Origin of the sequence: Caballeronia udeis (assembly GCF_044909315.1) — a bacterium.
In the GTDB taxonomy this organism is placed as follows: domain Bacteria; phylum Pseudomonadota; class Gammaproteobacteria; order Burkholderiales; family Burkholderiaceae; genus Caballeronia; species Caballeronia udeis_A.
Genome location: NZ_JBIYEB010000017.1, coordinates 92,450 through 118,842 on the forward strand (window position 1 = coordinate 92,450; position 26,393 = coordinate 118,842).

The 26,393-nt window shown below is 59.6% G+C and carries 23 protein-coding genes; 12 read left to right on the top strand and 11 right to left on the bottom strand.

Features of this window, described 5'->3' with window-relative positions; genetic code table 11:
* Positions 1 to 32 precede the first annotated feature (32 nt).
* The gene (locus ABH944_RS25485; protein WP_404610097.1) at positions 33 to 833 is read left to right on the top strand and encodes a 3-hydroxybutyrate dehydrogenase; all 801 of its coding nucleotides are present in this window, start codon (positions 33 to 35) and stop codon (positions 831 to 833) included.
* A 75-nt stretch (positions 834 to 908) separates the two neighbouring features.
* A complete protein-coding gene (locus ABH944_RS25490) occupies positions 909 to 1,142 on the top strand; it encodes a hypothetical protein (protein WP_062085319.1) in 234 nt (77 codons plus the stop codon).
* 157 nt (positions 1,143 to 1,299) lie between these two features.
* Here ABH944_RS25490 and ABH944_RS25495 read toward each other — a convergent pair whose 3' ends face one another.
* Positions 1,300 to 3,315 (bottom strand): AI-2E family transporter, encoded by a 2,016-nt coding sequence (locus tag ABH944_RS25495; protein ID WP_404610096.1) that lies wholly within the window; start codon positions 3,313 to 3,315, stop codon positions 1,300 to 1,302.
* A 260-nt stretch (positions 3,316 to 3,575) separates the two neighbouring features.
* The gene (locus ABH944_RS25500) at positions 3,576 to 6,083 is read right to left on the bottom strand and encodes a PAS domain-containing protein (RefSeq protein ID WP_404610095.1); all 2,508 of its coding nucleotides are present in this window, start codon (positions 6,081 to 6,083) and stop codon (positions 3,576 to 3,578) included.
* Between the two features lie 209 nt (positions 6,084 to 6,292).
* Here ABH944_RS25500 and ABH944_RS25505 point away from each other — a divergent pair, with 209 nt between their 5' ends.
* Entirely contained in the window at positions 6,293 to 6,475 is a 183-nt protein-coding gene (locus ABH944_RS25505) for a DUF1289 domain-containing protein (protein ID WP_404610094.1), read from the top strand.
* A 138-nt stretch (positions 6,476 to 6,613) separates the two neighbouring features.
* Positions 6,614 to 6,955 carry a hypothetical protein gene (locus ABH944_RS25510; RefSeq protein WP_404610093.1) on the top strand — a complete coding sequence of 114 codons (342 nt, stop codon included), beginning with the start codon at positions 6,614 to 6,616 and terminating at the stop codon, positions 6,953 to 6,955.
* Between the two features lie 50 nt (positions 6,956 to 7,005).
* Here ABH944_RS25510 and ABH944_RS25515 read toward each other — a convergent pair whose 3' ends face one another.
* Together ABH944_RS25515 and ABH944_RS25520 are read right to left on the bottom strand one after the other, a co-directional pair.
* On the bottom strand, positions 7,006 to 7,356 hold the full coding sequence (locus tag ABH944_RS25515; protein WP_404610092.1) for a VOC family protein: 351 nt from the start codon (positions 7,354 to 7,356) through the stop codon (positions 7,006 to 7,008).
* A gap of 2 nt (positions 7,357 to 7,358) precedes the next feature.
* Positions 7,359 to 7,880 (bottom strand): hypothetical protein, encoded by a 522-nt coding sequence (locus ABH944_RS25520; protein ID WP_404610175.1) that lies wholly within the window; start codon positions 7,878 to 7,880, stop codon positions 7,359 to 7,361.
* A gap of 389 nt (positions 7,881 to 8,269) precedes the next feature.
* Here ABH944_RS25520 and ABH944_RS25525 point away from each other — a divergent pair, with 389 nt between their 5' ends.
* The 3 genes from ABH944_RS25525 to ABH944_RS25535 all read left to right on the top strand — a co-directional run bounded on the left by ABH944_RS25525 (position 8,270) and on the right by ABH944_RS25535 (position 11,611).
* Positions 8,270 to 9,067: an SDR family oxidoreductase gene (locus ABH944_RS25525; protein ID WP_404610091.1), complete on the top strand. Its 798-nt coding sequence runs from the start codon at positions 8,270 to 8,272 to the stop codon at positions 9,065 to 9,067.
* 50 nt (positions 9,068 to 9,117) lie between these two features.
* Positions 9,118 to 10,050, top strand: a complete 933-nt coding sequence (kce, locus tag ABH944_RS25530; protein ID WP_404610090.1) for a 3,5-dioxohexanoate:acetyl-CoA acetone transferase — start codon at positions 9,118 to 9,120, stop codon at positions 10,048 to 10,050.
* 208 nt (positions 10,051 to 10,258) lie between these two features.
* On the top strand, positions 10,259 to 11,611 hold the full coding sequence (locus tag ABH944_RS25535) for an MFS transporter (RefSeq protein WP_404610089.1): 1,353 nt from the start codon (positions 10,259 to 10,261) through the stop codon (positions 11,609 to 11,611).
* 256 nt (positions 11,612 to 11,867) lie between these two features.
* Here the strand turns inward: ABH944_RS25535 and serA are convergent, their stop codons facing one another.
* Positions 11,868 to 13,088, bottom strand: coding sequence for a phosphoglycerate dehydrogenase (gene serA / locus ABH944_RS25540; RefSeq protein WP_062085308.1), 1,221 nt, complete (start codon positions 13,086 to 13,088; stop codon positions 11,868 to 11,870).
* Between the two features lie 418 nt (positions 13,089 to 13,506).
* Between serA and ABH944_RS25545 the strand changes: the two genes are divergently transcribed.
* The 3 genes from ABH944_RS25545 (at position 13,507) to ABH944_RS25555 (ending at position 16,202) form a co-directional block, all read left to right on the top strand.
* Positions 13,507 to 14,478, top strand: coding sequence for a helix-turn-helix transcriptional regulator (locus tag ABH944_RS25545; RefSeq protein ID WP_404610088.1), 972 nt, complete (start codon positions 13,507 to 13,509; stop codon positions 14,476 to 14,478).
* A 109-nt stretch (positions 14,479 to 14,587) separates the two neighbouring features.
* Positions 14,588 to 15,289 carry a fumarylacetoacetate hydrolase family protein gene (locus tag ABH944_RS25550; protein WP_404610087.1) on the top strand — a complete coding sequence of 234 codons (702 nt, stop codon included), beginning with the start codon at positions 14,588 to 14,590 and terminating at the stop codon, positions 15,287 to 15,289.
* A gap of 373 nt (positions 15,290 to 15,662) precedes the next feature.
* Entirely contained in the window at positions 15,663 to 16,202 is a 540-nt protein-coding gene (locus tag ABH944_RS25555) for a DUF1003 domain-containing protein (protein WP_404610086.1), read from the top strand.
* A 121-nt stretch (positions 16,203 to 16,323) separates the two neighbouring features.
* On the opposite strand, the gene ABH944_RS25560 is transcribed toward ABH944_RS25555, so the two are convergent.
* The 5 genes from ABH944_RS25560 to ABH944_RS25580 all read right to left on the bottom strand — a co-directional run bounded on the left by ABH944_RS25560 (position 16,324) and on the right by ABH944_RS25580 (position 21,959).
* Positions 16,324 to 16,902 carry a GNAT family N-acetyltransferase gene (locus tag ABH944_RS25560; RefSeq protein WP_404610085.1) on the bottom strand — a complete coding sequence of 193 codons (579 nt, stop codon included), beginning with the start codon at positions 16,900 to 16,902 and terminating at the stop codon, positions 16,324 to 16,326.
* 5 nt (positions 16,903 to 16,907) lie between these two features.
* Complete coding sequence (locus ABH944_RS25565) at positions 16,908 to 17,474, bottom strand: helix-turn-helix domain-containing protein (RefSeq protein WP_404610084.1); 567 nt, start codon at positions 17,472 to 17,474, stop codon at positions 16,908 to 16,910.
* Positions 17,475 to 17,588: 114 nt separating this feature from the next.
* Positions 17,589 to 19,709 carry a phosphocholine-specific phospholipase C gene (locus ABH944_RS25570; RefSeq protein ID WP_404610083.1) on the bottom strand — a complete coding sequence of 707 codons (2,121 nt, stop codon included), beginning with the start codon at positions 19,707 to 19,709 and terminating at the stop codon, positions 17,589 to 17,591.
* An 862-nt stretch (positions 19,710 to 20,571) separates the two neighbouring features.
* A complete protein-coding gene (locus ABH944_RS25575) occupies positions 20,572 to 21,093 on the bottom strand; it encodes a hypothetical protein (RefSeq protein ID WP_404610082.1) in 522 nt (173 codons plus the stop codon).
* 680 nt (positions 21,094 to 21,773) lie between these two features.
* Positions 21,774 to 21,959, bottom strand: coding sequence for a CsbD family protein (locus ABH944_RS25580; protein ID WP_404610081.1), 186 nt, complete (start codon positions 21,957 to 21,959; stop codon positions 21,774 to 21,776).
* A 256-nt stretch (positions 21,960 to 22,215) separates the two neighbouring features.
* On the opposite strand from ABH944_RS25580, the gene ABH944_RS25585 reads away from it, so the two are divergent.
* Together ABH944_RS25585 and ABH944_RS25590 are read left to right on the top strand one after the other, a co-directional pair.
* The gene (locus ABH944_RS25585; RefSeq protein WP_097268892.1) at positions 22,216 to 22,575 is read left to right on the top strand and encodes a DUF2471 family protein; all 360 of its coding nucleotides are present in this window, start codon (positions 22,216 to 22,218) and stop codon (positions 22,573 to 22,575) included.
* Between the two features lie 310 nt (positions 22,576 to 22,885).
* A complete protein-coding gene (locus ABH944_RS25590; RefSeq protein ID WP_404610080.1) occupies positions 22,886 to 23,905 on the top strand; it encodes a tyrosine-type recombinase/integrase in 1,020 nt (339 codons plus the stop codon).
* A 20-nt stretch (positions 23,906 to 23,925) separates the two neighbouring features.
* On the opposite strand, the gene ABH944_RS25595 is transcribed toward ABH944_RS25590, so the two are convergent.
* Positions 23,926 to 25,140: a DNA-binding protein gene (locus ABH944_RS25595; protein WP_404610079.1), complete on the bottom strand. Its 1,215-nt coding sequence runs from the start codon at positions 25,138 to 25,140 to the stop codon at positions 23,926 to 23,928.
* Between the last annotated feature and the right edge of the window lie 1,253 nt (positions 25,141 to 26,393).

Below are 26,393 nucleotides of genomic sequence, written 5' to 3' on the forward strand. Positions count from 1 at the left end.
CCTTCCCATTCGTCTTCGACAGGACTCCCCGCATGACCTCATCCGCAGCAGCACCGCTCGCCGGCAAAACCGCCCTCGTCACCGGATCGACGAGCGGCATCGGCCTTGGAATCGCAACCGCTCTTGCGCAAGCCGGGGCGAATCTCGTGTTGAACGGCTTCGGCGACGCCACCGTCATCCAGGGCGCCATCGCGCAAATTGAACAGCACGGCGTGAAGGCTGTGCATCACGGCGCGGATATGTCGAAGTCCGCCGAGATCGAAGCGATGATCGCTTTCGTCATCGAACAATTCGGCTCCGTTGATGTGCTCGTGAACAACGCGGGCATCCAGCACGTTGCAACCATCGATACGTTCCCCGTCGACAAGTGGAACGCGATCATCGCAATCAACCTGAGCTCGGCGTTCCATACCATGCGCGTGGCCTTGCCGAAGATGCGCGACAACGGCTGGGGCCGCGTGATCAACGTGGCTTCCGCGCACGGGCTGGTGGGATCGGTGGGGAAATCGGCTTATGTGGCGGCGAAGCACGGCATTGTCGGATTGACGAAGGTGGCTGCGCTTGAAAACGCCCGCACCGGCGTGACGGTGAATGCGATCTGCCCGGGATTCGTGCTGACGCCGCTGGTGCAAAAGCAGATCGACGATATCGCCACACGCGACAACATTTCGCCGGACGCCGCGCGCTCGAAGTTGCTGGGAGAGAAACAGCCGTCGGAACAATTCGTCACGCCGGAACAGATCGGCAAGCTGGCGGTGTTCCTGTGCTCGGAAGGCGCCGACGAAATGCGCGGCGCAGCGCTGCAGATTGATGGCGGGTGGACGTCGCAGTGAGATTGGCGATGAGCGGGAGGCGTGCCCCCTGTGGCAACCGTTGGTACTATCGGGGTTCGTAGAACGGAGACTCCGATGACGGCCGAACACAATCGAACAGAAGAAGCGCAGGCGATGGAGCGCATTGTCAATGCCACGCGGCAGGTACAGACCGCGTTCACGGCGTTGCAGGGGCACTTCCCGCCCAAGGGTGACGGCCGGCCGTCACAGATGGCATTGCAGACCTTCGACGCCGCGCTTCAGGAACTGGAGGAAGCGCAAGCGGCGTTCGACACCATGTTGAACGACCTGTTCGACGGCAATCGCTAGAAGGGTTTTGCGCCCGGGCGGGCGCAGTCCGGATTCTGCCAACGGTCAGGCCAATACCAAGTCAACACCAGGCCACCGCCAGACCGATCCGGGATTTGATCCGTTCGCACCCGGGATGCCCGGCCAGCAGCCGCCCCCCACGGTGCGAACGAAACCCTCAAGCTCCCCGCAACACCGGCACCACGGGCTCCTTCCTGGCGCTTTCGGCCTCGCCCGACACAAGCTTGTCCGGCGGATTCAGCCCCTCCCATGAAATGCCATCGGTCGACTGACACCGCGCTGCCGCCACGCACCCTTCGACCAACTCCTTGAACGACGTAGCCGCCGAGGTCTTGCGAATCACAGCCTCGCCTTCCAGCGTGCTGTCCGGCAGCACAAGCCCCACGATCAAGTCAGCCGTGGCCGCCCGCTGATGCAGACGCCGCAGCAAATTGCGCAAATATGGCGGTGATTCGGCGGCATCGAACGAAATCACGCAGATCAGCGACACACCCGTCAGGTCGACGTCGTCAAAGCGCGTGCGGGAAAAGCGCTCGTAAGGCGCCAGATCCGCGCCCAAACCGTGCTTCCGGAACAGTTGCACCGCGATAGTCGCCGCCAGATCGTCAAGCACACCACGCCCGGCAATACACAGCACGGACGCCGTGTGGCCTTCGAGGGCGGCATCGAAGTGAGACGGCGGCGCTTCGTGCACCACACCGGCTTCGCGATCGGACATCTCCAGGCTGGCCGGCGGCTCCTCTTCCTGCCTGACCGCCATCACCACGTCCTCTACTTCCTCGAGCCCTTCGACAATATCCATCGCCGACTCGTTGATGCGTCTCAGCTGATCCGTGGTCACCACCCCGCGCAACACGTCGTTGTGCGCGATTCGCAAACCTTCCAGCGCGACCTCGTCGTAATACGCGCTGAGCGAACGCTCCTTCAACAGCGACTCCGCCTGCACGAGCGCTTCATCGGGATCGTTGGCCAGCAGCCGCTGATAAAAATTCTCCGCCGGCGTCAGCGCTGGACGGTCGCCGAACAGCACATCGAGGAATTCGAGCCGGTCCACATGCCGCCCGAGAATCACCAGGCACAAGGTGAGCGGCGTCGACAGAACCAACCCGATCGGTCCCCAGATCCAGCTCCAGAAAATCGCTGCGACAATCACCGCGAACGGCGAAAGCCCCGTGCTGTGCCCGTATAAGAGCGGTTCGACCACCTGCCCCGCCACCACGTCCGTCACACCGAACAGGACCATGGTCCAGATCATCATCGACCAGCCGGGTCCGACTGCCGCAGCGAACACCACGGCCAGCAGCGCCGCGATCCAGGTGCCCACGTACGGCACGAAACGCAGCAAGCCGGTGAGCACGCCGAACAGCAACGCGCCGGGTACGCCGATGATCGCCAGCCCGATCGAGATGACAACACCCACGCCCATGTTGATGCCGAGCTGCGCGAGAAAATAGCGGGACAGCCGGCGCGCGGCTTCGTCCATGGCGGTGGTGGCCCGGTGAAGATCGCGCGAACCGAAAAGCCGGATCAGCCTGTCGCGGAGATCGCCACGCTGCAGCAGGATAAAGATGGCGACCACGAGCACAATGCCGGTGGTTTCCAACGGACTGATCACCGGCGATAAAAACCGCTGCGCCAGCTCCACGGGCGACGGCGACGGTTCGTGGACTTCAACCGGCATGGGTGAATCAATGGGCGAGGCGGCGGGGTTCTCTTCGCTCTTGCGAATCTCGTCCTGACGATTCGGCGAAAGACGCTTGAGCGCCGCCGCGGCCTTGCCCAGAAACTCGTCCGCCCGGCCGATCGTCTTCTGCTGCACGGCGTCGATCTTGCGCTCCACCGTGACCTGATATTGCGGCAGGTCACCAGCCAGTTGCGCCACCTGCGCACCGATCAGCGCACCCACGGCGGTCAGTACCGCCAACGCCGTCAGCACGGCCACGATCACCGACGGCACCTGCCCGAATTTCAGCCGCCGCAACAAGTCCACAAACGGCGCGACGAGGAAGCTCAGCAAAATGGCAAGGATGATCGGAATCAGCACCGCGCGGCCGAAATACAGCGCGCAAATCACGACCACACCAATGACCAGCGATGTCAGCGTCCGCAACCCCGGTGCTTCGGGTGGCAAGACCGCGGCTAACGGCCGGCGGGGCACGGGATCTGGATTCATGACATCGTTCTCATTGATAACGGCGTAAGGACATAAGAAACAGCGCAGGATGACAGGCAACAACGCACTCGCCACCCTGAGCGGGATTATGGCGCGCATGCGTTTTCGGTCTCGATGGCCGCAAGCCGGTGTCCGGCAGCCCGGGTATCGAAGGAATGTTGTGAAGTCGCAGCAAGCGACATGCCATTTGCATCGAAAGGTGAGTCAATACAGGAGCAGCAAGGTGAGTCTTTACGGGAGCATGGGCCATGCCATAACGGTCAGTCGTCCAGCGCGCCCAGCGTGACCATCCTGCGGATCCGGCTCGCCATGGATTCGAGCGTGAACGGCTTGGTAATCATTTCCATGCCGGTATCGAGGAAACCATTCGTCCGGGTCGCCGCTTCGGCATAACCCGTCATGAACAATACCCTCAGCCTGGGCCGCGTCGCCCGCGCGGCGTCCGCCAGTTGCCGGCCGTTCAGCCCGGGCAGCCCGACGTCGGTGACCAGCAAATCAATTCTCGCATGCGAGTTCAGGATAGCCAGTCCGGATGGGCCATCGAAGGCTTCGAGCACCTTGTAATCCAGATCGCGCAGGATCTCGCACACGAGTTCACGCACGGACGCGTCGTCTTCCACCACCAGGATCGCGTGCCGTCCGGCCGCACGATGCGCGTCGTTGAGTTCGCTTGCGATTTCCTGCTCGCAGGCGTCACCGGAAAAGCGCGGCAGATACAACCGAATCGTCGTGCCGGCGTGGGGCGCGCTATCGATTGTTGCAATCCCGCCCGACTGTTTCGCAAAGCCGTAAGCCATCGATAACCCCAGCCCCGTGCCCTGACCCAGCGGTTTGGTCGTATAGAACGGATCGAAGGCGCGCGCCTTGACGTCAGCGGCCATGCCCGCGCCCGTATCCGACACCGATACCACCACGTAAGAGCCCGGGGTCACATCGGGGTGGCTCGCGGCAAAGTCGTGGCCGAGTTCCACGTTGTCGGTTTCAAGGGTCAGGCGGCCGCCTTCCGGCATGGCGTCGCGCGCATTGATCGCAAAATTCAGCAGCGCGTTTTCAAGCTGGTTCGTGTCGCAGCGCGTGAGCCAGAGATGCGGGTTCGGCACCACGCGTGTCTCGATCGCCTCGCCCATCGTGCGTTTGAGCAGATCGTCGATGGAATGCAACAGTTCGTTCGCGTTCACCGGCTTAGGGTCAAGCGGCTGGCGCCGCGAAAACGCCAGCAGCCGGTGGGTGAGCGATGCCGCCCGGTTGGCCGCACCGGTCGCCATTGAAATGAACCGGTCGATGTCGTTCGTGCGGCCGAGCTGGGTGTATCGGCGAATCAGTTCAAGCGGCCCCGTGATGCCCTGCAGGAGATTGTTGAAGTCGTGCGCAATTCCCCCCGTCAGTTGCCCGAGCGCCTCCATTTTCTGCGCCTGGCGCAATGCTTCCTCGGTTTGTTGAAGCGCCCGCTGAGTTTCCTTTTCGCTGGTGACGTCGCGGCCGTTGCCGTATAGCGTGTCGCCTTCGGGTGCAGCGACCCACGATACCCACCGGTACGATCCGTCCTTGTGGCGGTTGCGGTTCTCAAACCGTACCGGTCCCGACCGGGACGCCGACAGCAGCGCGGCTTCGGTGGCTTCCACGTCGTCGGGATGCACGATTTCCGCGAAGGACTTGCCGGTCAGTTCGTCCTCGCGAAAACCGAGAATGTCGGTCCAGGCGGGATTGACGGCGCGCAGCACGCCCGCGCTGCTCGCGACAATGAACAGGTCGCGCGAGTTGCGCCAGATGCTGTTGCGCTCGCGGGTGCGGGCGTCGACTTCGGCGGCCAGCGAATCGTTCAGGCGCCGCAATTGCGTTTCGCTCACGCGCAGGCGTTCTTCGAAGCGCTTGTGCCCGGTGATGTCATAGGTCACGCCCAGATAACGCAGGCCGCCCGCACTGTCTTCAATCGCTTCGCCACGGCGCGCCATCCAGCGCTCCTCGCCGTTGTCCGGGCGGCGAATCCGGTACTCGAGATAATCGAGCGCGCCGGCCGGCGTGTGGAGATGGCCTGCGCGCACGCGGTCGCGGTCATCGGGATGCACGAGTTCCAGCAGGTCGTCGAGATGGTACTCATGACGCGGCGTCAAACCCCATTGCCAGCACAGCTCTTCGGATACCGCCAGGCGCCCGCTATGCGGAAACATCTCGAAGGTGCCGATCCCCCCCGCCTGCTGCGCAATGCGCAGACGCTCCTCGCTTTCACGCAGCGCCCGGTCGCTCGCGTGGCGTTCAATGGCGAGCGCCGTGACGCTCGCCACTTGCGCGATGTCGTCCAGCTCCTCGCGCGACGGCGCTTTCGGCACAGCGTAGTAGTTGGCGAAGGTGCCAAGCAGACGGCCATCGGCAGCGCGTATGGGCATGGACCAGCAGGAGCGCAGGTCGAACCGGCGGGCGATATCGCGGAAAGCTGCCCAGACCGGGTCAGTCTGGATATCCTCCACAATCACCGGCTCGCCCCGGAACGCCGCCGCGCCGCACGACCCCATGAGCGGCCCGAATTCGAGGCCGTCCACAATGCGGTTGTAGTCGTCGGGCAAACTCGGCGCGGCACCGTGTACAAGGCGCTTCCCCGTGACATCGACAAGCAGCACGGAAGCCCGCAGCGGCTGTTCAGAGCGGTTTTCCACGCGCCGGACCACGTGCTCGAGCACCTCCCGCAGCGGCATGCCTGCAACGACGCGCCCGAGCACGGCCCGCTCGAATTCAAGCTGGTTCAGCGTGGAAAACAACAGGGGGTTTTGCATGGTCGGAAGCAAAAGCCGGTCAGTCAGGCAGCGCGCGACGAGCGAAGTGTTCCAAATCTTAGCACTCGGTATCGCTGCGTTCCGGTTTGAAAGATTACGCCCTCGCGTAGCGCGCCTATTGCCCCCATCCAGATTATGTTTTAGGTCCGCGGCATGCATCGTGCGAGATTGGAGGGACTGAAATAACGCGCATGCGCAACGGATTTGTAATGGCTGTGGAGTCACCCTGTATCAATATCTGCGAATTCGATGGCAAAACCGGACTGTGTACAGGTTGCTTGCGGACCAGGGACGAATGCAGGCAATGGAAAAAGCTGAAGAACAAGATCCGGGCAAAAATTGTCGATGAGCGGCCCAGGCGCGAGGCTAAGCTGAAGAAAGCGAACAAGTGACGCGACCCGCACATTGACGTGAAATCGCGCGCTTCAGACGCTCTCTCGACACTGTTTTGACGCCACAAAAACGCGTGCTTGATAAACGCGATAAGGCGGCAAGGACACGAAAATCCCACCCACTCAGGGAGTTCAGTCATGACCCTCATTGTTAAGTCGAAACGCGTTTTATGGATATCCGCCGCCGTGCTCGCCACGTCGTTCGCCGCTCAGGCTGTCTATGCGCAAAGCATGGGCACGAGCATGGGTTTGAGCCCCAACGACGACATGCACGCAGCGGCTAACAGCACGAAATTGATGCCGAATGCGCCGCTTGGAAGCGAGTATCCGACGCACGGCAATCAGCAAGCGGGCGAGCTGAACCTGAATCCGACCGATCCGCGTGCGCAGTTGATCAACGGTTTGCCCAATAACACGCAAAGCGGTGGTTATGGCTCGCCGCTGGCGGGGAACAAATCGAATGTGCCGCAAGGGTATTAGCTTGTACGGTCCGACGTTGAAAACCGCGGTCCTTCGCGCAGGCGGTCAGTTCACGTGTGTGCAAGCACGTTGACGAGCTTGCCGAACGGATCGCGGACGTAGAAACGCCGAACGCCCCAGGGTTCATTGGCGGGTCCGTATTCAATCGGGAAACCCGCTTCTTTCATACGATTGAAGGCGGCGTCCACGTCATCCACTTCGATCGACAGGTCAGGCACCGGCGTGCCTGACCCGCCTTCCGACGCCACGCTGACCTGGACGCTCATGTTCACATCGGAACCAAACGTCTGAATCCAGCCGTGGTCCATCAGCAGGTCCAGACCCAGCACGTCCTGATAGAAGCGCCGGGCTTTAGCCACGTCTTGCGTGCCGATATTGGCGACTATCCGCTTGACCTTCATCTTCATCTCCTCGCCTGGCTTTCGGGTACATACGGTAAGGGCTTCGCCTCGGGGTCGGTGGTCGTGTTGTCGATAACCTTGTCCACGTCCGCCGTTTTCGCGAGTTCGGAGAAAAACTTATCCTTATCGAAACCGGGCAACACACAACCTTGCACATAGATAAACCTGCGCTGCAGCATCAACCATAACGACGATTGCTCGCGCCAATGCGTGGCCATATTGATCGTGCTGAGCCGGCGCTGGACCGCTTCGGCGATCTCGGCATCGTAGCGATACGAATTGGACAGCCTGCAGCGCCCCTCCACCCAGCAGCTATTACCCCGTTCGATCCGGTAGTGCGCTTCGCTTTGCCATTCCTGCTCCGTCTCCACGGGTCCCAAAGGTGCCGGGCACTGCGGTATCGCTTTGGAGATCTGGAAAAACGGATCGTTTCCGCGGTTGCTGCGCAGGTCGTCGGCAAGCGCCGGCTGGCTCGCTACCGATGCCAGCAAACACCAGGCACAGCACTGGATGAACGGTCGCATTGTCTTGGCCTGAAGCGGTTCGTGAAACGGTTCCTGAGCGGTTGCGCCAAACGTCTTGATGAATATAACCGATGGAAACAGCCCGGCGAAAGCGCGTCTCAGCACGCAACTCCACGCCCTCCACGGACTTTCCGGCCGGCATCCTTCAGCGTTTTCCCTAAGTCCCCCTGCGTTGACATTCTTCCCGGCAGTGATCAAACTTGCTCGCAAGTGTGATCACACATCACAGCTGGCTTTATCGACGATACGGCGCGGGCAGCGCGTCCTCGTCGTGAATGCCCGCGACCCTGGAGCGCTGGGCAGCTAACGTAATAATTAGCATCACTAATTTAATGGCGCGACGCCGGACTGCCTGACGTCGCCCGTACCACGACTGCAGAGGAAGAGTAATGAGCGTTTTAAACATGCTTCAACCGCGTTCGGGCTTGCGCGTATTGGTGACCGGCGGCGGTTCGGGCATCGGTCTGGTCATCGCCCGCGCCTTCGCCGAAACGGGCGCGCGCGTGCATGTCTGCGACGCAAGCCAACAGGCGCTCTACGCGCTGCGAGCAGACCCATCCAATGAAGCCATTTCCACCACGCACGCGGACGTTGCCGATAAAACCGCTGTCGCCCGCGTCTTCGCCGACGTGGAAAGCAAGCTCGGCGGCCTCGATGTGCTGCTCAATAACGCGGGGATTGCGGGACCGACGGGCGGTATCGACGAGATGGATGTGGAGCAGTGGGAGCAGACCGTCGCGATCAACCTGAATGCGCAGTTCTACTTCGCGCGCCTCGCGGTGCCGCTGCTCAGCAAGTCAGCGGACGGCGGCTCGATCATCTCGATGTCTTCGGTGGCGGGAAGGCTTGGTTATGCATTCCGCACGCCTTATTCCGCCACCAAATGGGCGCTGGTCGGCCTCACCCGGAGCCTCGCGATCGAACTGGGACCGCACGGCATTCGCGTCAACACCATCCAGCCGGGCATTGTGCGCGGACCCCGCATGGAGCGTGTCATTGCCGCGCGCGCCGAGCAGCTCGGTTTGTCCTACCCCGAGATGGAAGCGAAGTACCTGGAAAAGATCTCGTTGCGCCGCATGACGACACAAGAGGAAATCGCGGCAACTGTCCTGTTCCTGTGTTCGCCAGGTGGCAGCGGCATCTCCGGCCAGTCCATCTCCGTGTGCGGCAACGTCGAAGTGCTCTGACGCGCCTGATCACGTTCTATTCGCAGTCCTCATTCGCAAAGGAATTCACCTTGGCTTCAACCCGCAAAGTCATCATTACCTGCGCGCCGACAGGCGCCATCCATACGCCGTCAATGTCCCCATACCTGCCCGTCACGCCGCAGGAAATTGGCGATGCCGCGCTGGCCGCCGCGGAGGCCGGCGCCGCGATCCTGCATCTGCATGCTCGAGATCCGGAGGATGGCCGGCCGACGCAGGACCCGGCGGTGTTCTCGGAATTCCTGCCGCGCATCAAGGCGAACACCAACGCCGTCATCAACCTGACCAGCGGCGGCAGTCCGCACATGAGCGTGGAAGAACGGCTTCGTCCCGCCCATCATTTCAAGCCGGAAATAGCATCGCTGAACATGGGCTCGATGAACTTCGGCCTGTATCCCATGCTCGACCGGTTCAAGGACCTCAAGCACGACTGGGAACGCCAGCACCTCGCCAACAGCCGCGACCTGGTCTTCAAGAATACGTTCAAGGACATCGAGTTCATCCTGACTTCGTGCGGCGCGAACGGCACGCGCTTCGAGTTCGAGTGCTACGACATTTCGCATCTGTACAACCTCGCGCATTTCGTCGAACGTCAGCTCGCCAAACCGCCGTTTTTTATCCAGAGCGTATTCGGCTTGCTGGGGGGTATCGGCGCGCATCCGGAAGACCTGATGCATATGCGCCGCACCGCGGATCGGCTGTTCGGCAAGGATTACGTCTGGTCGATCCTCGGTGCCGGCCGCAACCAGATTCCGCTTGCAACGCAAGGCGTAGCCCAAGGCGCGAACGTTCGCGTGGGCCTTGAGGATTCGCTGTGGATCGGGCCGGGACAGTTGGCTGAATCGAGCGCTGCGCAGGTGCGCAAGATCCGGCAGGTGATTGAAGGGCTGTCGCTGGAGGTCGCTACGCCGCAGGAAGCCCGCGCCATGCTCGGACTCAAGGGCGCCGACAACGTGAATTTCTGAGCCGGGTTTCACCGGCCCTTTGCACGCTTTACACCCTTCACAACAAAAAAATCAGCAGGAGACAACGACGATGCGGATCGAAGGAAAACACATCAACGGCAAGCGGCCACCTGAGCGCGGTCCGGATGTGCATGCCCCATGCACGCCAGGCGCGCAGCGCTTGTTCCCCGGACGCCCGGCGTCCCGTCGATCCTGATCGGAGTTTCCCATGTCAAGACCTCAAGCAAAACCGCAGGCCGCCACCCCACTCGCGCACGCGGCCGTCACGCAGTTGATGATCCGCAAGCTGATGCCGCTGCTTGTCATCGTCTATGTGATCAGCTTTCTCGACCGTACGAATATTGCGCTCGCCAAGCATTCCATGAGCGTGGACCTGGGTCTGTCCGCTGCCGCCTACGGGCTCGGCGCAGGTTTGTTTTTCCTTTCGTATGCGCTCCTTGAAATCCCCAGCAACCTGATCATGCATCGGGTAGGCGCCCGCCTCTGGATCACGCGGATCATGATCACCTGGGGCCTGCTCTCCGTTGCGATGGCGTTCGTCCGTGGAGAAACATCGTTCTACGTGCTGCGCCTGCTGCTCGGCGCCGCCGAAGCCGGCTTGTTTCCCGGCGTGATGCTGTACCTCACCTACTGGTTCAATCGTGAGGAACGAGCACGCGCCACAGGTTATTTCCTGCTTGGCGTCTGTCTGGCCAACATCGTGGGCGGACCGCTTGGCGGTGCGTTGCTCGAACTCGACGGCCTGCTTGGCTGGCACGGCTGGCAATGGCTGTTCGTGATCGAAGGACTGCCTGCCGTGGTGCTGGCGTTCGTCGTGTGGAAGGTGCTGCCGGACGGACCTGCGTCGGCACAATGGTTGTCGAAGGAACAGGCCGACGGGCTCGAACGCCGGCTCGCGGCTGAACGCGAAAGCCAGGCCAGCGGCGGCCGCGGCAGCCACTCGCTGCGCAGCGTGATAGCCGACAAACAGGTGTGGCTCGCAATCTTCGTGTACTTCTGCCATCAACTCACCATCTACACGACCATCTTCTTTTTGCCCGGCATCATTGGTGCATCGGGGCATTTTTCGCCGTTCGTTATCGGCGTGCTGACAGCCTTGCCGTGGATCGCCGCGGCTATTGGCGCCGCGACGCTGCCGCGCTTTGCCAGCACGTCTTCACGCAGCCGGCAGATCCTGACCGGCGGGTTGATCGTGATGGCGGCCGGCCTCGTGATCGCCGCGTATTCGACACCGGTCATCGGACTGCTCGGCGTATGTCTGTCGGCGTTCATGTTTTTTGTCGTGCAGTCGATCATCTTCACGTTTCCGTCGTCGCGCTTCAACGGTCCGGCACTGGCCGGAGGCCTTGCGCTGGTCAACTCATGCGGCTTGCTGGGAGGCTTCGTGGGACCCACGGTCATGGGAATGATCGAGCAGTCGACCGGGAACCCCATGAACGGCCTGGTGACCCTTGCAGGAGCATTATTTATTGCCGCGCTATGCAGCCTGCGGTTGCGTCACGGCGCCGAGGACCGCGTGAAGTCCGCCGATAGCGGGCCGGCAACCGGCAAGGCCATCTGACGGTTGTCAGTCAGGGCGTTCCGAACCGCTCGCCGAGGTGAGCGGTTCGTCCTCTATTGCGCACCAGGGCGGGACTTCGGCGGTTTTCATTTCCAGATTTGAATGAGGGTCCTCTCAAGCTGAGCAATAAGCCAAGTAGCCCGACGCTTATCGGCTGGACCAAGCGCGGTCATTCTCGCGTTCGTATTGATATTGCACTCGCCGCGGACCGGCCATTAATGCTCCGCGGAAGGCCGGGCCCATGCGTGACCCCGGGCTATTTCACCAGCAGGCGGGTTCGGATAAAGCCAGGCTCCCTGGCCAGTGCCTGTATCAACTCGCTGGACGGCGTTCTATCGAGGTCCGTCACCACATAGCCGGTCTCACCCTGTGTCTGCAGATGCTGGGCCACGATGTTGGCGCCCTCCCCCGCAAGCCGCGTATTGAGCGTCGCGAGCGCGCCCGGCGCGTTGCCATGGACGTTGAGCAGACGCGCGGGTGCGTCCAGCGGACCCGGATTGACATGCGGAAAATTGACCGATCCCACGGTGTCGCCGGTCGTCAAAAACGAAATGAGCTTCGTTGCGACTTCGGTTCCGATGTTCTCCTGCGCTTCCTCCGTGCTGCCTCCCACATGCGGCGTCAAGATCACATTCGGCAAATGCTGAAGCACGCTCTTGAAGACGTCGGCATTGGTCTTGGGCTCTTCCGGGAATACATCGATAGCGGCTCCCCCCAGCCGCTTTGCCTGCAGCGCTTGCGCGAGGGCGTCAATATCGACGACCGAACCACGCGAGGCATTGATCAGGATTGCGCCGGTTTTGAAACAAGCCAGCGTTGCCGCGTCTATCATGCGCTTCGTCTGCGCCGTGGCGGGTACGTGAAGCGTCACCACGTCGGCATGGGAAACCGCGTCGGCCAGCGATTGCGCTGCACGGGCGGAACCCAGCGAGAGCCGCGCCTGCACGTCGTAATACACGACCCGCATGCCCATGGCTTCCGCAAGCACGCCGACCTGCGAGCCGATATTTCCATACCCTACGATCGCAATGGTCTTGCCACGCGTCTCGAACGATCCGCTTGCGCCCTTGGCCCACGTTCCGGCGTGCGCCAGCACGCTCTTCTCCGGCACGCGGCGCAACAGCAGGATAGCTTCGGCGATCACCAGTTCAGCGACCGAGCGCGTATTCGAAAACGGCGCGTTGAAAACAGGGATTCCTACGTTTGCTGCTGCCTTCAGATCGACCTGCGATGTTCCGATGCAGAAACAACCGATGGCGAGCAGATGACGCGCGGCATCGATCTCCTCGCGCCGGAGATGGGTTGCCGAGCGAATCCCGACCAGGTTATGCGCCTGGAGCGCACTCATTAAATCCCCGCCGGCGAGCGCACCCGCGCGGCGCTCGACCTCCAGTTTCGCTTCGCTGAAACGCGCAACAGCGGTGTCGTGGATATTTTCGAGTAGAAGAACAGAGGTCATAGAACGCTTATGTGTCAGTGACGTGGGCCATGCGAATGCCCAGCAGGGGGTGTCCGGGTAACGCGGCCGCCATGTTGTTGCGCTCGATCACGCCGGACGGATCAACGCCCAGGCTTCGGACGTCACAACGATGTTACCGCTTGCCGGACATTCGTATTTTCCACCCTACTGCCCATGTGGCTTTTGATCCGTCATGTATTTCCAATCATCGCGCTGTCTGCTGGCTCACGGCAGGTCTTTGGGCGAAGCGGTATGCTTGACGCTTGTTTCCTGCGCTTCCTGCGTTTCTTGCGTGTCTTGCATACCCGACGCCGATGCACTGGCCAGGACAAAACACCGTGATTTTTCTTGCGATGATCCAAACGTATTGCTTACTCATGATTGCGGCAGTCCGTCATGAACTGCCGGCCTTCACGCATAACCCGATCAGGAGTTCATGCCAGTGAACGCATTCCCGAAACGCACGTCTCGCACCTATGCGATGCCGGAGCGCAGCGATCGGCTCGACTTCTACATTCGTGACCAGACTTTGCGCTCGGCGATCACGGAACCGCACAAGCACGATTACTTCCAGATCCAGATCAACCTGGGGGGCGACACGAAGCAGCAGATCGGCGATGTCACGCGTGCGTTCCCGACCGGTGCAGTTGCGTTCATCGCACCGCACCGGCTTCACATGATTCCGCACCCTGAACACTCGCGGTTCATCGTGATCAACTTTGCGCTGGACTTCCTCGGCCTGGATGTCGATGCAGTCGATGGCCGGATCGACCTCGGCAGTATTCCCATCGTCCGGTTTCCGGAGCTGGCGCCCTTCCGCTTTCAGGACGAAACGGATTTCACGCTGAACGGGTCCGATCTCGCGGAAGTCGAACGTATCGTTCATCTGATGATGGAGATAGACAGCGCGCGCGGCTTCGGCGCGACCAGCCGGCTGCGAGGCTATCTCCTGCAATTGATCGGGCTGGTCTGCGCGCGGTATGCGGACCCGCTTATGCGGCTGGCCGCACTCGGCGAGCGCGCGGTCAGCCGTCGCGACTCCATCAGCAAAGTGATGCGTCATGTTCTGGCGAACCTGGAAGACGACACGCTTTCATTGGGGTCCGCGGCGCAAGCAGCAGCGTTGACGCCCGGCTATGTGGCCCGCCTGATGAAAAAAGAAACCGGCAGGACCTTTGTGCAATGGGTGACGGATCAAAGGATCAGCCGGGCAAAGGCGTTGCTTGCCGACGATACACGCCGCGTGAAGGACATCGCGTTCGTGGTCGGCTTTCGCGACGAGGCTTATTTCACCCGACGCTTTCGGCAATCCGTGGGGACGTCGCCTACGGAATACCGGGCGTTGCAATTCGAGCTATCGGCTCTTGCGCAGCCTTTGGAAGGTGCGACCCAGGATAGGGCAATTTAATCCAAGGCGCAGGGCGGATTTGTCCTGCACGGAGCGTTGCTCGAAGCATATCGTTTGCGGGTGTCGCGGTGGTCCGCGCCAAACAACCTCCACCTTCGAGTTCGCCGATATGACCGAATACGTCTTCCCCGCCCCTCAGACCGTTACTGTGCCCGTCACCGGATCGAGCGCTGCCTTTCCGGTGCGCCGTGTCTTTTGCGTAGGGCGCAACTACGCGGATCATGCGCGCGAGATGGGCGCCAATCCCGACCGCGAGCCGCCGTTCTTCTTTACGAAACCCGCCGACGCCGTCGTGCCCGCAACGGGAACACTGGCCTACCCGATGCTCACCGAGGATCTGCACCACGAGATAGAGATGGTCATTGCCATCGGCCAGGAGGGTCGGCAGATCGACCCGCAAAACGCGTTGTCGTACGTATTCGGCTACTGCGTGGGCGTTGACCTCACGCGTCGCGACCTGCAAGCGGTGGCAAAGAAGATGAGCCGTCCGTGGGACTGGGCCAAGAGTTTCGACGAATCCGCGCCGGTAACACCCATCCGTCGTACGGCGGACATCGGTCATCCAGGCAACGGCCGTATCTGGTTATCGGTGAATGGTGAAACACGTCAAACGGGTGATCTCGGCGATATGATCTGGCCGGTTGCGGACATCATCAGCCAGGTTTCACAAGCGGTTGTCATCAAGCCCGGCGATCTGATTTTTACCGGCACGCCCGCGGGTGTAGGAGCGTTGAAACCCGGCGATAAAGTCGCTGGCGGTGTCGACGGGATTGCCGAATTTCATTTTGAAATTGGCAACGCTCAGGGCTGATTTTTCCTTTCACGATGCCAGCGGCTTCTTCCATACGCTGTACTTAGCAACGTACGGTTTTCCGGCGCGGGTCCAAGGCGAATCCAGCAAAAGTATGGGTGGATTCGCCGCTTCCTGACCCGCTTTCTGGCCCATATTCAGCCAGCGCGCAACCCTCCCGAATAATCTCACCTATAGGCTTAGCGCCGCGACAAACTCACTACGCCGCTCGGCCAAGCCTCTCGTATCATCCCCGCGACGACTCCGGATAGCAAACGGCCTTTTCGTCTGGCGTTATTTTATCCAGCCGCTGTTTTTCATCGCTGCAACGCATGCGCCGACTGTGTATAACATCGACACGCAGTTCCATTCATCGCAACGGAGACAGCGAAACATGAACAGCCCTATTCCGCCCCGCGAGCAGCATAAAGACGAGCATCACCACTTTCGTTTTCATCTTCCATACACACACCTTTCGTCGGTATTCGGTGACGACTGGTTCGCACTGAAGGCCGAGCGTTTTGCGCGTTTTTTCGGAACACCAACATTCCTGGTCGGACAAACAATTATTGTCGCCGCATGGATTGGCATCAACGTCGCGGGACTGACGAAGTTCGACGTTTATCCTTTCATTCTTCTCAACCTCGCTTTCAGTCTTCAGGCCGCTTACGCCGCGCCGTTGATCCTGCTTGCACAAACGCGGCAAGCGGATCGCGACAAGGTCAATGCCGACGCTGATGCGCGGCATCGCGAAGACCTGGCCTCGGCGAATGAGCAACGCCAGTTGCAAGCGGCACGACAGACCGATCAGCTCGTAGCCCTGCTCGAGCAAAATACCAAATTGACCGAGATCACCAAGCAAATGAGCGAACGTATTGAAGCGCTCACGCGCGAGGTGCATAGCCGGATAGAGCAAGGAAACATCAAACCGTGAGGAGACAGCAGGCTAGCCGCCTGATCGCCGCCGCTGTCTTTCAGCAAGGTCGCAAGATGGCAGCGGCGAGCAGGTTCCGAGGAGAGTTTGGCCCCGTCGCAAAAATCATCTGCAATCCGAATTAAAACTCGACTTCACCGTTGAATATAAACACTTCGCCCTTGGATCCGGTCTGCATGCCCAATCCAACGCGCTTCCAATAGATTCTGGTCCCGGTCAGCCCTCCATGCGGCTTGAGCGCGTAATCGGGTATCTCTCCCGCGAGATTGAATCCGAGACGCTCATAAAACGTCGATGCTCCGCCGTCGGTAGCGGTATCCAGGACCAGCAGCATGCGTCCACGCTTTACGGCCAGTTCCTCGGCTGCGCGCATCAGCGACGCTGCCACACCTCGCCGGCGATGGCTGGGACAGGTCATCAGTTTTGCGATTTCCGCCCGGTGCGGCTGGTTGGGTGGGCAGTCGAGCAACAGGGTGACGGTTCCGACCAGTCTGTCACCGTCCCAGGCCCCCAGAACAATTCGTTCGCCGCGAGTCGCGGCCGCCAGCGCCGTGGACCAGAACGCTTGAGCCGCATCAGGCTTCAGCGGATGCATGAAGCTGACCGAACCGCCGTTGGCGACCGTCCCGATCAATAGATCGCTGAGCATCTCGAGGATCGCCGGCGAAGCACAAAGTTCGTTGATTTCGATTTTTGACATCACGGCTAGGTCCGGGCGAGAACGACAAGGTAGGTACACGTTGAAGTGGTTTCGTTAGCCAGGGTCACCTCCGAGGGCGGACCGAATCCCAGGCAATCGCCTGCTCCCAGATCGTGCCGTTCGCCGCCCTCCACAATCACGAGATCACCCACCAGCACCCATACAACCTGACGGATATGCGCGTAAGACGAGGGGGGCAACACCACTTCTCGTCCTGCTGGCAGATCAACCTGAACGATCTCCACCGGGTGGTCCGGATTGTTGAATACCTGCCTCCGGAGATAGCCGGTCTTGGGATCACGCCAGAGCGGTTGATCGCCTGCCCGTGACAAACGGTCCCCATTGCCTTCGGCCCTCACCAGAAGTCCCGCGAGCGTCAAGTCGAAGGCACCAGCCAGTCGCACCAGCGTGACCGCGGTGGGGCTTATCTCCTCGCGTTCAATCTTGCTGATCGTGGCCTTGGCGACGCCTGAGGACTCAGCCAGATCCGCCAATGACCATCCACGCACGCTTCGCTCCAGCCGGATACGGCGAGCCAGGCGAGGTCCTGTATCGTCTATTGATGATTTCATATCGTCCATAATAGTAGACGATGAGATCGCGCGCAAGACGCGCTAAAGACGTGAGGTGATCGGTTTAACGCACCGGTGCAAGCCGGCGCGTTCCGCCGTTGGTACTCGTCAGATTCAGACAGGTTTCGTAACCGGCGCCGTAGCAGCAGGATCGCTCGTGCCCGCGCGCCCGGTTTCAACGTGTCCTGCCAGGCGGCGCTGGAATGCCGGGTTGGAAGGCATGGTCACCTGCAGGTCGTACCAGTTACTGCTGCACGATAGGTCCCAGCGATCCTCCGCGGTCTTGACGGCGGGCACCGTGATTGATCGCGGCGGCTGGCCGTAGGCAAGATCGGTGACCGTGAAGACTACCGGCACGGTGCCCTGATTGCTGAGCGTCAGATAAACATTGCCGTTGGCCACGTCGTAGCACGTCACCGTCTCGGGTTGGACGGCTGCATCGGCTGCAACCGCGCCTGTGAAACGCCGGAAGTAACCGTTCGGACCGAATACGCTCAACGAGTATTGACCATTGCTGCCGACAGCCCAGGTATCGGAAAGCTGCTTGCCAGCTTCGACGGTATAACGCTTGGGCATCGCCGTCGGGTCCGCCGTGTACACATAGAAATTCGCGCCCACGGCGCCGGTATTCGCGAAGGTCAGCGTGTACGTCTGGCTTTGCACCTGCAGCGTGCCGTTCACATGCAGTTCATAGGGCAACGGGCGCGCCGGACGCGTGCCCGGTTCCTGCGCGGCAATCACCTGCGGCGCGGTGGCCGCGGGTGCGGTCTGGCTGGTCGGCAACGCGCATTGCATATCGGCCGCTGCGATGTATCCCGCCGTGCTCGGCAGTGCCGGGACGGTAGCATCGGACTTCGAGAAATCGAACGCCGAGGTCAGGTCGCCGCATATCGCGCGACGCCACGGCGTGAGATTCGTCTCGATCACCCCAAAACGCTTCTCGATGAATTGCAGCACCGACGTGTGATCGAACACTTGCGAGCAGACAAAACCGCCCTTGCTCCAGGGCGAGACAACGGTCATCGGCACGCGCGGTCCGAGACCATAAGGCAGGTTGTCGGCGGTGTAGGTGCCGGCTTGCGCGGCAGTCACCACGGTATGGCGTTCAAGCGTAATGTCCGCTGTACTCAGGCCAGAACCCGGCAACGTGGGCGCTTGCGGGGGCACCATGTGATCGAAGAAACCATCGTTCTCGTCGTACATGATGAACAGCGCCGTCTTGCTCCATACGTCGGGGTTCGCGGTCAGGGCGTCGAGGATCATCGAGATGTATTCCGCGCCGTAGAGCGGCGTAAATTTCGGATGCTCGGAGTAGGCGGCGGGCGGCAGCAGCCAGGAGACCTGCGGCAACGCGTTAGCAACCACGTCGGCCTTGAGTTGCGTAAGCGTGCGCGCGACCATCGCCTTCGTGTTCAGCGCTGAACCGGCCGGCGCATTCACGTAGTTCTGAAAGTTCGCCAGCACGTTGGTGCCGTAGTTGCCGCTGTAGTTATCGAAGCTCGTTCCCTGCTGGTAGATCTGCCAAGAAATGCCTGCCGCTTCCAGACGCTCCGGATAGGTCGTCCAGTTGAAAGGCGCCATCTGGAGGGTGTCGAACTGGTTATCGACATAGTCGGTGTTGTCGAGCAGCGGACCGCCGCCTGCTCCGGTCGGGTCGACCATGCCGGTCATCAGGTACATGCGGTTCGGATGCGTGTTGCCGGGAATCGAACAGAAATAGTGATCGCAGACGGTGAACGCATCAGCAAGCGCGTAGTGAAACGGGATGTCCGCACGCACGTGATAACCCATCGTCATGTCGGTCTTCTGCACCGCCCATTTGTCGGCGCGGCCGTTGTCGATCGCGCCATGCGTAGTAGCCCAGGTATGCGGCAGCCCGCCAATACATTGCGCGTTGACGGCGGGGTTCGTCGTGTCGTAACGGAATGGTGTGATGGTCTGAGCCTGATTCTCCTGACGCGGCTGGAACCATACCGGCAACCCATTTGGAAGCGTCACGGGGAAGCGGTCGTTGTACCCTCGCACGCCGCTCAGGTGTCCAAGGTAATGATCGAACGAACGATTTTCCTGCATGAACACGACAATATGCTCTACGTCGTTGATCGTGCCAGTAACTGAATTCGGCTCAATCGCCAGCGCCTTGCGGATCGAGTCCGGAAAGAGCGACGCGGCAGCGCCGGCACCAGCCAGGCTGGCAGAAATTTTCAGAAAATCGCGGCGGCTCTTCGTGACCATGCGCTTACCTTTTTTATGTTCTATGGGGAGTGATTGGCCGCTCGCGAGCCTCGAGGGCGGCGAGCAGCCGTTTCAACAAACAATGGACGCAGTTTTCAGAACGTTCAGGATGACGAAGCAGGCGTGGCAGCCGGCGGACAGCTCATCTTGGCCGATACGGATGCACCACCGCACGCCGATTGACTGGGAGAATCCGAACTACCGCAGGCGGACAGCAACAGTCCGGGAAGTATCGACGCGACTATGAGCGCGCAGAGTCGAAGTTTCGACGTTTGCATGACTTTCTCTGAAGGGATCGGAATGAACGGATACGCTCGGCACGTACCCATTGATGCGGTACACCTAAACGATGGCGCTGAGAATACAGACGGTTTATGACAGAGCGTTGGAAAGGATTGAAAAGATAAGATAAGGATTGCCGGGATGCGGATGTCCTGGATCGGCTTCGGTTCGGGACGTCCCATTCAGGGATTCCAAGCCCGGCTCCGGCTCCCGAAAACACTCACCGATGAAGACTGATGACGTCAGTGCGGCGCTTCTATCAGGCCGTCTTCGGGCACGAAGTCCCTGAATGTAACCAGTACCAAGGTGAGCTGATACGGGAGCCGGTCTGGGGCCCATCAATCGCTCCGGCGAGCCCCGTTTTGCGCGCAGGTTTAATCTGGACTCCGTAGCAGACCGGGAATTTGAATATGCAGAGCAATGAGGGTCGACAGGGACAGGTCCGCGGACCTTATGAGTGCCGGGCCTGTAGACAATTGAAGTGCTTCAGACAGAGCACTCGATATTGTCTACGGTTCGACATCACCCGCGCGAACCCGAGCGGCGCGAGAACCAGCGTCTCAATGTCCGTGGCGAGATGTCACCAAAATCGGACTCGTAGCTGAAATCCTAGCGTGAAGGGCAGATCGCTGGAGGGGATGGGCGGAATCAGAATGATGTTCGCGCCAATACGGCCGTACTCCGCCATGATGACCGGCGCGAGGACCGGACCCAGTTTGTGACCGTGGCCTATGCCCCATTTGCCATAGTCGTATCCCGATATCAAACCGCCCATTGCAGCCAGCCGGACGTAACCCCAATGCGCAAATTCCGGCGCCCAGACACCGCCACCATAGAACGAAGGTGCGGTAAGTGAGTTACGAAAATAACCGCCTGTCAGTGCCCACTGCGGAGAAACCCAGCATTCAACGCCAATGCCAGGGTTGAATTGATCAAAGTGTTTTTTGGGATGGACATGATACGAACCGATCATCGCGTCCGCCCATAAGCCGTCGCTGCAAATTTCGGCGGCCGAAACCTTGGATGTCACTCCCAATGCCATCAGGGCCGCCAGCATGAGCGGAACATGGATATTTTTTGAGACAGTCGCTGACGTTTTCATTCGGCTCAAACCTGTACGTTTCGCCGTCGCAGTCTCGCCGACCACGCCTTTTTATATAAAGTTCGAGCGGAACTTTACATGAACGTCATGTGCATTTGTGTGAAATTGGGGAACGAGTTCTTGAGGACACAAACCGGCAGTGGGTTTAATTTCTAGCTAATCCTTCTGGTTTCGCTCGGTTTGATCGAGGACCGACACACGTCGTTGTTAACTTGTACTTCGCTCAGTTCGACATCTCTGAGTGCCGGCAAATGAGATGCGGAAGTGCGTCGTCGGCGGTTAGCGTGATCCGAACCACATCATCGACTTAACTCAGGGCCTGGCACCCGTGCCCGGAACTTGATGCGCATAAAGTTTCCCGGCAGCCCGCCGTCCAGGCGCGGAACCCGCAGCGGGCAAGGGCTTTGTTTTCAAACCGCCGAGCGCGCAAAAATTAAGCTTCGCACCGGGTTCATATAAGAGGCTGGATGACCGTTCAAATCTGGCCGGACAACCCAAAAGCCAACAAGCATTTCCTACAAAACGCTTGTCTATAAACAGTCAAGCGGAGCATACGAACCGTTCACGGTTACGAAGTAAGTGCAAAAGGCCGTTCCAACTCGCATTGGAACGGCCAATCGTTTTGAACGAAACGCCTATTGCGCCGGATTACCCGCTAATCCCCGCAACCAGTCACACGTTCAATGCTTCTTGAACGCATCCTTTACGTCCTCGCGCGCGTCACCAACGCCTTTTTGCACCTTGCCGGCTGCCTGCTGCATATCGCCCTTGGTTTCCCGGGCCTTGTTGCCCGTTACCTTGCCAACGGCCTCGTTGACTTTGCCCTTGACTTGATTCGCCACGCCGTCCTTCTGATCTTTGTTCATCTCGATCTCCTTTCATATTGAAGCGCGAGTCCCGGTTCGTGGGAGTCGCGGCGCCATGTCAGGGAAGCACCCTGAACCGATTCCAGAATGGCGGTTTCCACGGCAGCAGAACAGCCGCGCACGTCTGATTCCCGCGTAGGCGGAATCGCACATACGCGCGCGGCGCTCAGCGCGACGCTAGAGGAACATTGCGATAACTACTGTATGTTTGTACAGTACACACCTTGGCGCAATGGCATGAATGGAGGAGACAGCAATGGACTTCGACGAAGATCGTATGGACACCCCTGAATTTGCACGCGTGGTGCGCGACCTTGAACGAATCACGCGCGACATAGCCGCGCGCTATATCGTGCAAGGCGTGCCCTTGACCTGGCGGCTGTTACTCGCCATTGAGGCCGAAGCGCTCGCGGATCTTGGTTTTGCGGGGCGACATGAATCCGCACTGCGCGCGCTGTTTGCGCGCCCGGATGACATGGCTTTTCCGGAAACCGATGACCTCGTGGATTTCGGGGCATCGAATGCATTACCGCCGGTGTTTGTATTTGCCGTCGATGCCTACGATTGTGCCGCGCGTGCTGGACATCCCGAACTCGCAATAGCTGTTGCACATTGATAGCCAACAAAGTGATCGAGTGAGCTTCGAGCGTGGCCGCCGGGCAATCGGTGGCCGTGCCTCCGCCGATAACCATTACAGTTTGCCGCGAAACTCCAATGCACAAATGCCGGGACGCGGTTTGTGCGCCGGTTGCCGCACGGCCATTACCAGGATGCCGGCACCTGTTACTCGCACTTCTTACTCATCACGCAATAGCGCGCCGGTGCTCAACAAGCGCGGCGTTCAAAATGCGGTGCAATGGACATCGCTTCCAGCTATCGCGTAATCTTCTATCCAATAAATTCACAACTAACGGATTGCCAAGTCGATGACTGCCTCAGCCGAAAGCCACGGGATCTTCGATCACACGCGCGCCAATTGGTACGCTGATCCACGTAGCGCGTTCGACTCATGGATGGCGAAACAAGCATTCAAGGCATCGTCCGCCGATGTTTACCGGGCTCAATGGGGACTCTTCCTCGAGTGGCTGACGGTCAAACGCGTCGATCTGCGTACGGTTGATAGGCTGGCAATCGAACAGTTCGTCACGCAACTAGAAATCCGGAAGCCACAACGCATTCGCTATCTGCGCCTTATCGAGCGCGTACTCGACCACGTGCGCGAGATAGAAATGGCATCGACGAACCCGGCTCGCTTCATCGCCCAGGACGGTGAGGCTTCGTGGCGAGATGCCCGGGAAAACGAGCCAACAGGATTTCTCGCCCATGGCGAACGAGCAGCTCTGATCAGTTACCTTTTTTCCGCGATCGGTGATCTACCGGCAGGGCAGCGTTGGCGGGAGCGCCGTGATCGTGCACTAGTCGGCACTTTTTTGGGCGGTGGTGTCAAAACGGGCGAAGCAGCAGCATTGACCGTTAGTAACTATGCATGGAATCAGCCATGGTTAGCCATCGAGGCAACGAATCCCGCGTTGAATCGGGAAACCCGGCTCGCGCCATTCGCGATCGCACTACTCGACAGTTGGGTCAGCGAGCGCAAAACAGTACGGTTACTCGGCAATCTTCTGTTTCCATCCGCTCCCTCGGGGCGCCCGATGCATAAGGCGACGATGCTTCGCGCCGTCGATGCCGTGATCGAAGCCGCGGGCATTGCCAATTCCCGAACGGCGCGCGCCAGTCCGCAAACCTTGCGGAACACATTCGCAGCCGAGTTATTCGAAAGTGGCACGGCAGCCGAGCGCGTGGGCCAATGGCTGGGGTTCCAACAGCAGATCTCGGCGCACCGGTTGCATCGAGCATGGGAAAACTGGACAGGTGAGGAAATACGGGAGCGCGATTTAGCAGCGGCCCAGGAAAGCGGCCACCAGGAAACTCGCGGATTCGAATAGCGTTCGCCTCCCGAAAAGTCTCACCTCTCGGTTTGCTCACTGGCGTCGACCCTCTCGGCGGAGCGAAAGCGGGCCACCGCAAGCAGCCGGGACAAAGCTGTCCCCGACGAGCGCTCACAATCCGGACAGGATAACTCGAACTCGTCATCGTGCTGCGCGAGCTCAGGCTCACCGGTGACGCATGTGGGGCAACGTGCCGGCACCGTGACAAAACCATCGATATCCGTTCCCAAAGTCCGGATTTCCTCCATGGATAACCGTCCTTCCTCGACCATCGTGCAGATCAGCCGGGCGACGTTTTCGCTCGTTCCACTTCGTCCGAGCAGCGCATCGCGCTCAAGGGCCAACGTGTCGAGTTCGTCGGACTGCTCGCGAATTCTCAGTTCCAGCCGATCCGCTCGCGCCTTCGCAATGCTAAGTTGTTGAATAAAATCGAATTCCTTCTGGCTTGCCTGACGTACACCCGCTTGATAGGTCGCAGCCATGCCACGCAGGGAGTCAAGTTCCACGAGCATTGGCTTCACCCGCCGCTCGGCTTCGCTGATTGCATCCTTGATCTGTTGCGCGTAATGCTCGGTGTTGTGCCTCAGCTCACCGTTTAACGTATCGACGCGGTCGCGTAGTGTGGCGTTGGCTGTTTGTTCCGTTTCAAGCCGTTGAGTCAGCGCCGCGTGCTCACTCTCCAGCCGATGAATCGATGCGTGCAGGCTGCTTTGCGCGTCCAGTTCGCGGCCACGAAGCGAGCCCAACTCGATTTCCAGCGAGGAATTTCGGGCTAATGCGGTATCGGCACGCGCTTCACTGCGGCGAAGCGCCTCTTCTACCGTCGCACAACGCACTTCGGCATCGCGAAGCCGGCTCATTGCCGCATCAATGTCATCTTTTGCTGCGTGACGCTCGTCTTCCAGCGATCGAATTGCAAACTCCTGCGCTTCCTGGAAAAGTTGGCCGAGCAGTTCGCCGGCTCGTTCCTGCAATCCCTCGGGAATCGCGCCACCTTCGATACGAACGCGCGACGCGGATCTGATCCGTGTCCAGAATGTGTCGATATCCTTCGGAATATCGCTTGCGCTACCGGTTTGTGTCAGGTCTCTGACGGTGGCCATTGAAGGGCGAATACCGAAATCGAAGAAAAGCCGCTTACACGCATGCTGCGAGAGATCCTGCCGACGCGCACCATTGGTCCGCATCGCAGCGAGTTCCGTCCGCAGCGCGAGACGTTCTGCGTCGTTCATGGAAAGCTCCGAATCAATTTCGTTCGTATAATAATACTTTACGTATCAAATGCTACACATTTAGGTTGAACGGATGAGTTACCCACTGCCGCTACTTTTTTTCTGACTGAATGACTGATATTACACAAGCTCTGCAGTGGTATCCGTGAAACATGTCGAGGTTAATCCCTCAAGCTGTTGATTACTAGCGTCTTTTTCAAACGTATGCCTTTCTGCTGATGTTCCACGGGGTCTTTGTTTCACGCTTCTCTTTCTTGGATCGCTCAGCTGCTTGAGAGTATTAGAAGTAAACACCTTTGAACCCTAGTTAAAGACGTTAACGCCACGGCAAAGCCTTGCCAGATAAGGCTTTCCAAGATGATTGGTGAGTATCTGCGGGATAGAAGGTGAGTGAACACGGGGGTGATCGGTGTATAGGTTCGGGACCTAGCGTGAGGAGTCACGGGAGCATGTGTGAGCGAGTTCGGGAGACAGGCGTTTTATGAAGGTGAGGAAATACAGGGGCCATTCAGACGATCGACCATACACAGCAGCACGATGCACTTCCGATCGTGAATCTGAGCAGTGAGCGTTTGCAGGATAAAGAAAATCAGAAAATCTCAATCGAAAATAGGTATTTATTACCTATAGGTGAGGCTTTGCAGGGGCCAAACCGACTTCAGGGTGAGACTATGCGGGCGTGAGCGGCTCGAAGGCCGTAGTTTGCAAAGCGAGTAATCCCTCGACGGTGAGGAAATACGGGAGAGGTGCGTGGCTCGGTTCGAGCCCTCCCACTTTGACGATGGTGCTGGTTTTAAGGGGTATTTCGGGCGAACTGGGTTAGAGGTGAGGTTTTTCGGGAGCGGTGTGAGGCCACTCCTGGACCGCGTCAGTGGCATTAGGGGATATCAAAGGTGAGGCTTTTCGGGAAGGTGTCGCTTCCGTCGTAGGGCTTGAGGATCTCGTTCAGCAGATACCTTGTTAACCAATGTTATATTAAGTATATGATTTAAAAAGGTTTTGTGTGGAATTAATGCATTTGTATCGCGACAAAGGTGAGTGTTTCCGGGAGTGTTGATCTCGAGCGCGAGGCTGTCCTCGCTGTGTTGAAAAGAGGCAAAGGTGAGCTTTTACAGGACCATATTTAGCCGAGTTTGGGTCCCTGGACGGGTCCCACAGCACTGAAATCGAGCAAATCGTCCGTTTGTGAGCCTAAAGGTGAGTGTTTGCGGGGGCCGATGGGGGACATCGACCGATGCCGCTACCCGCGCGAA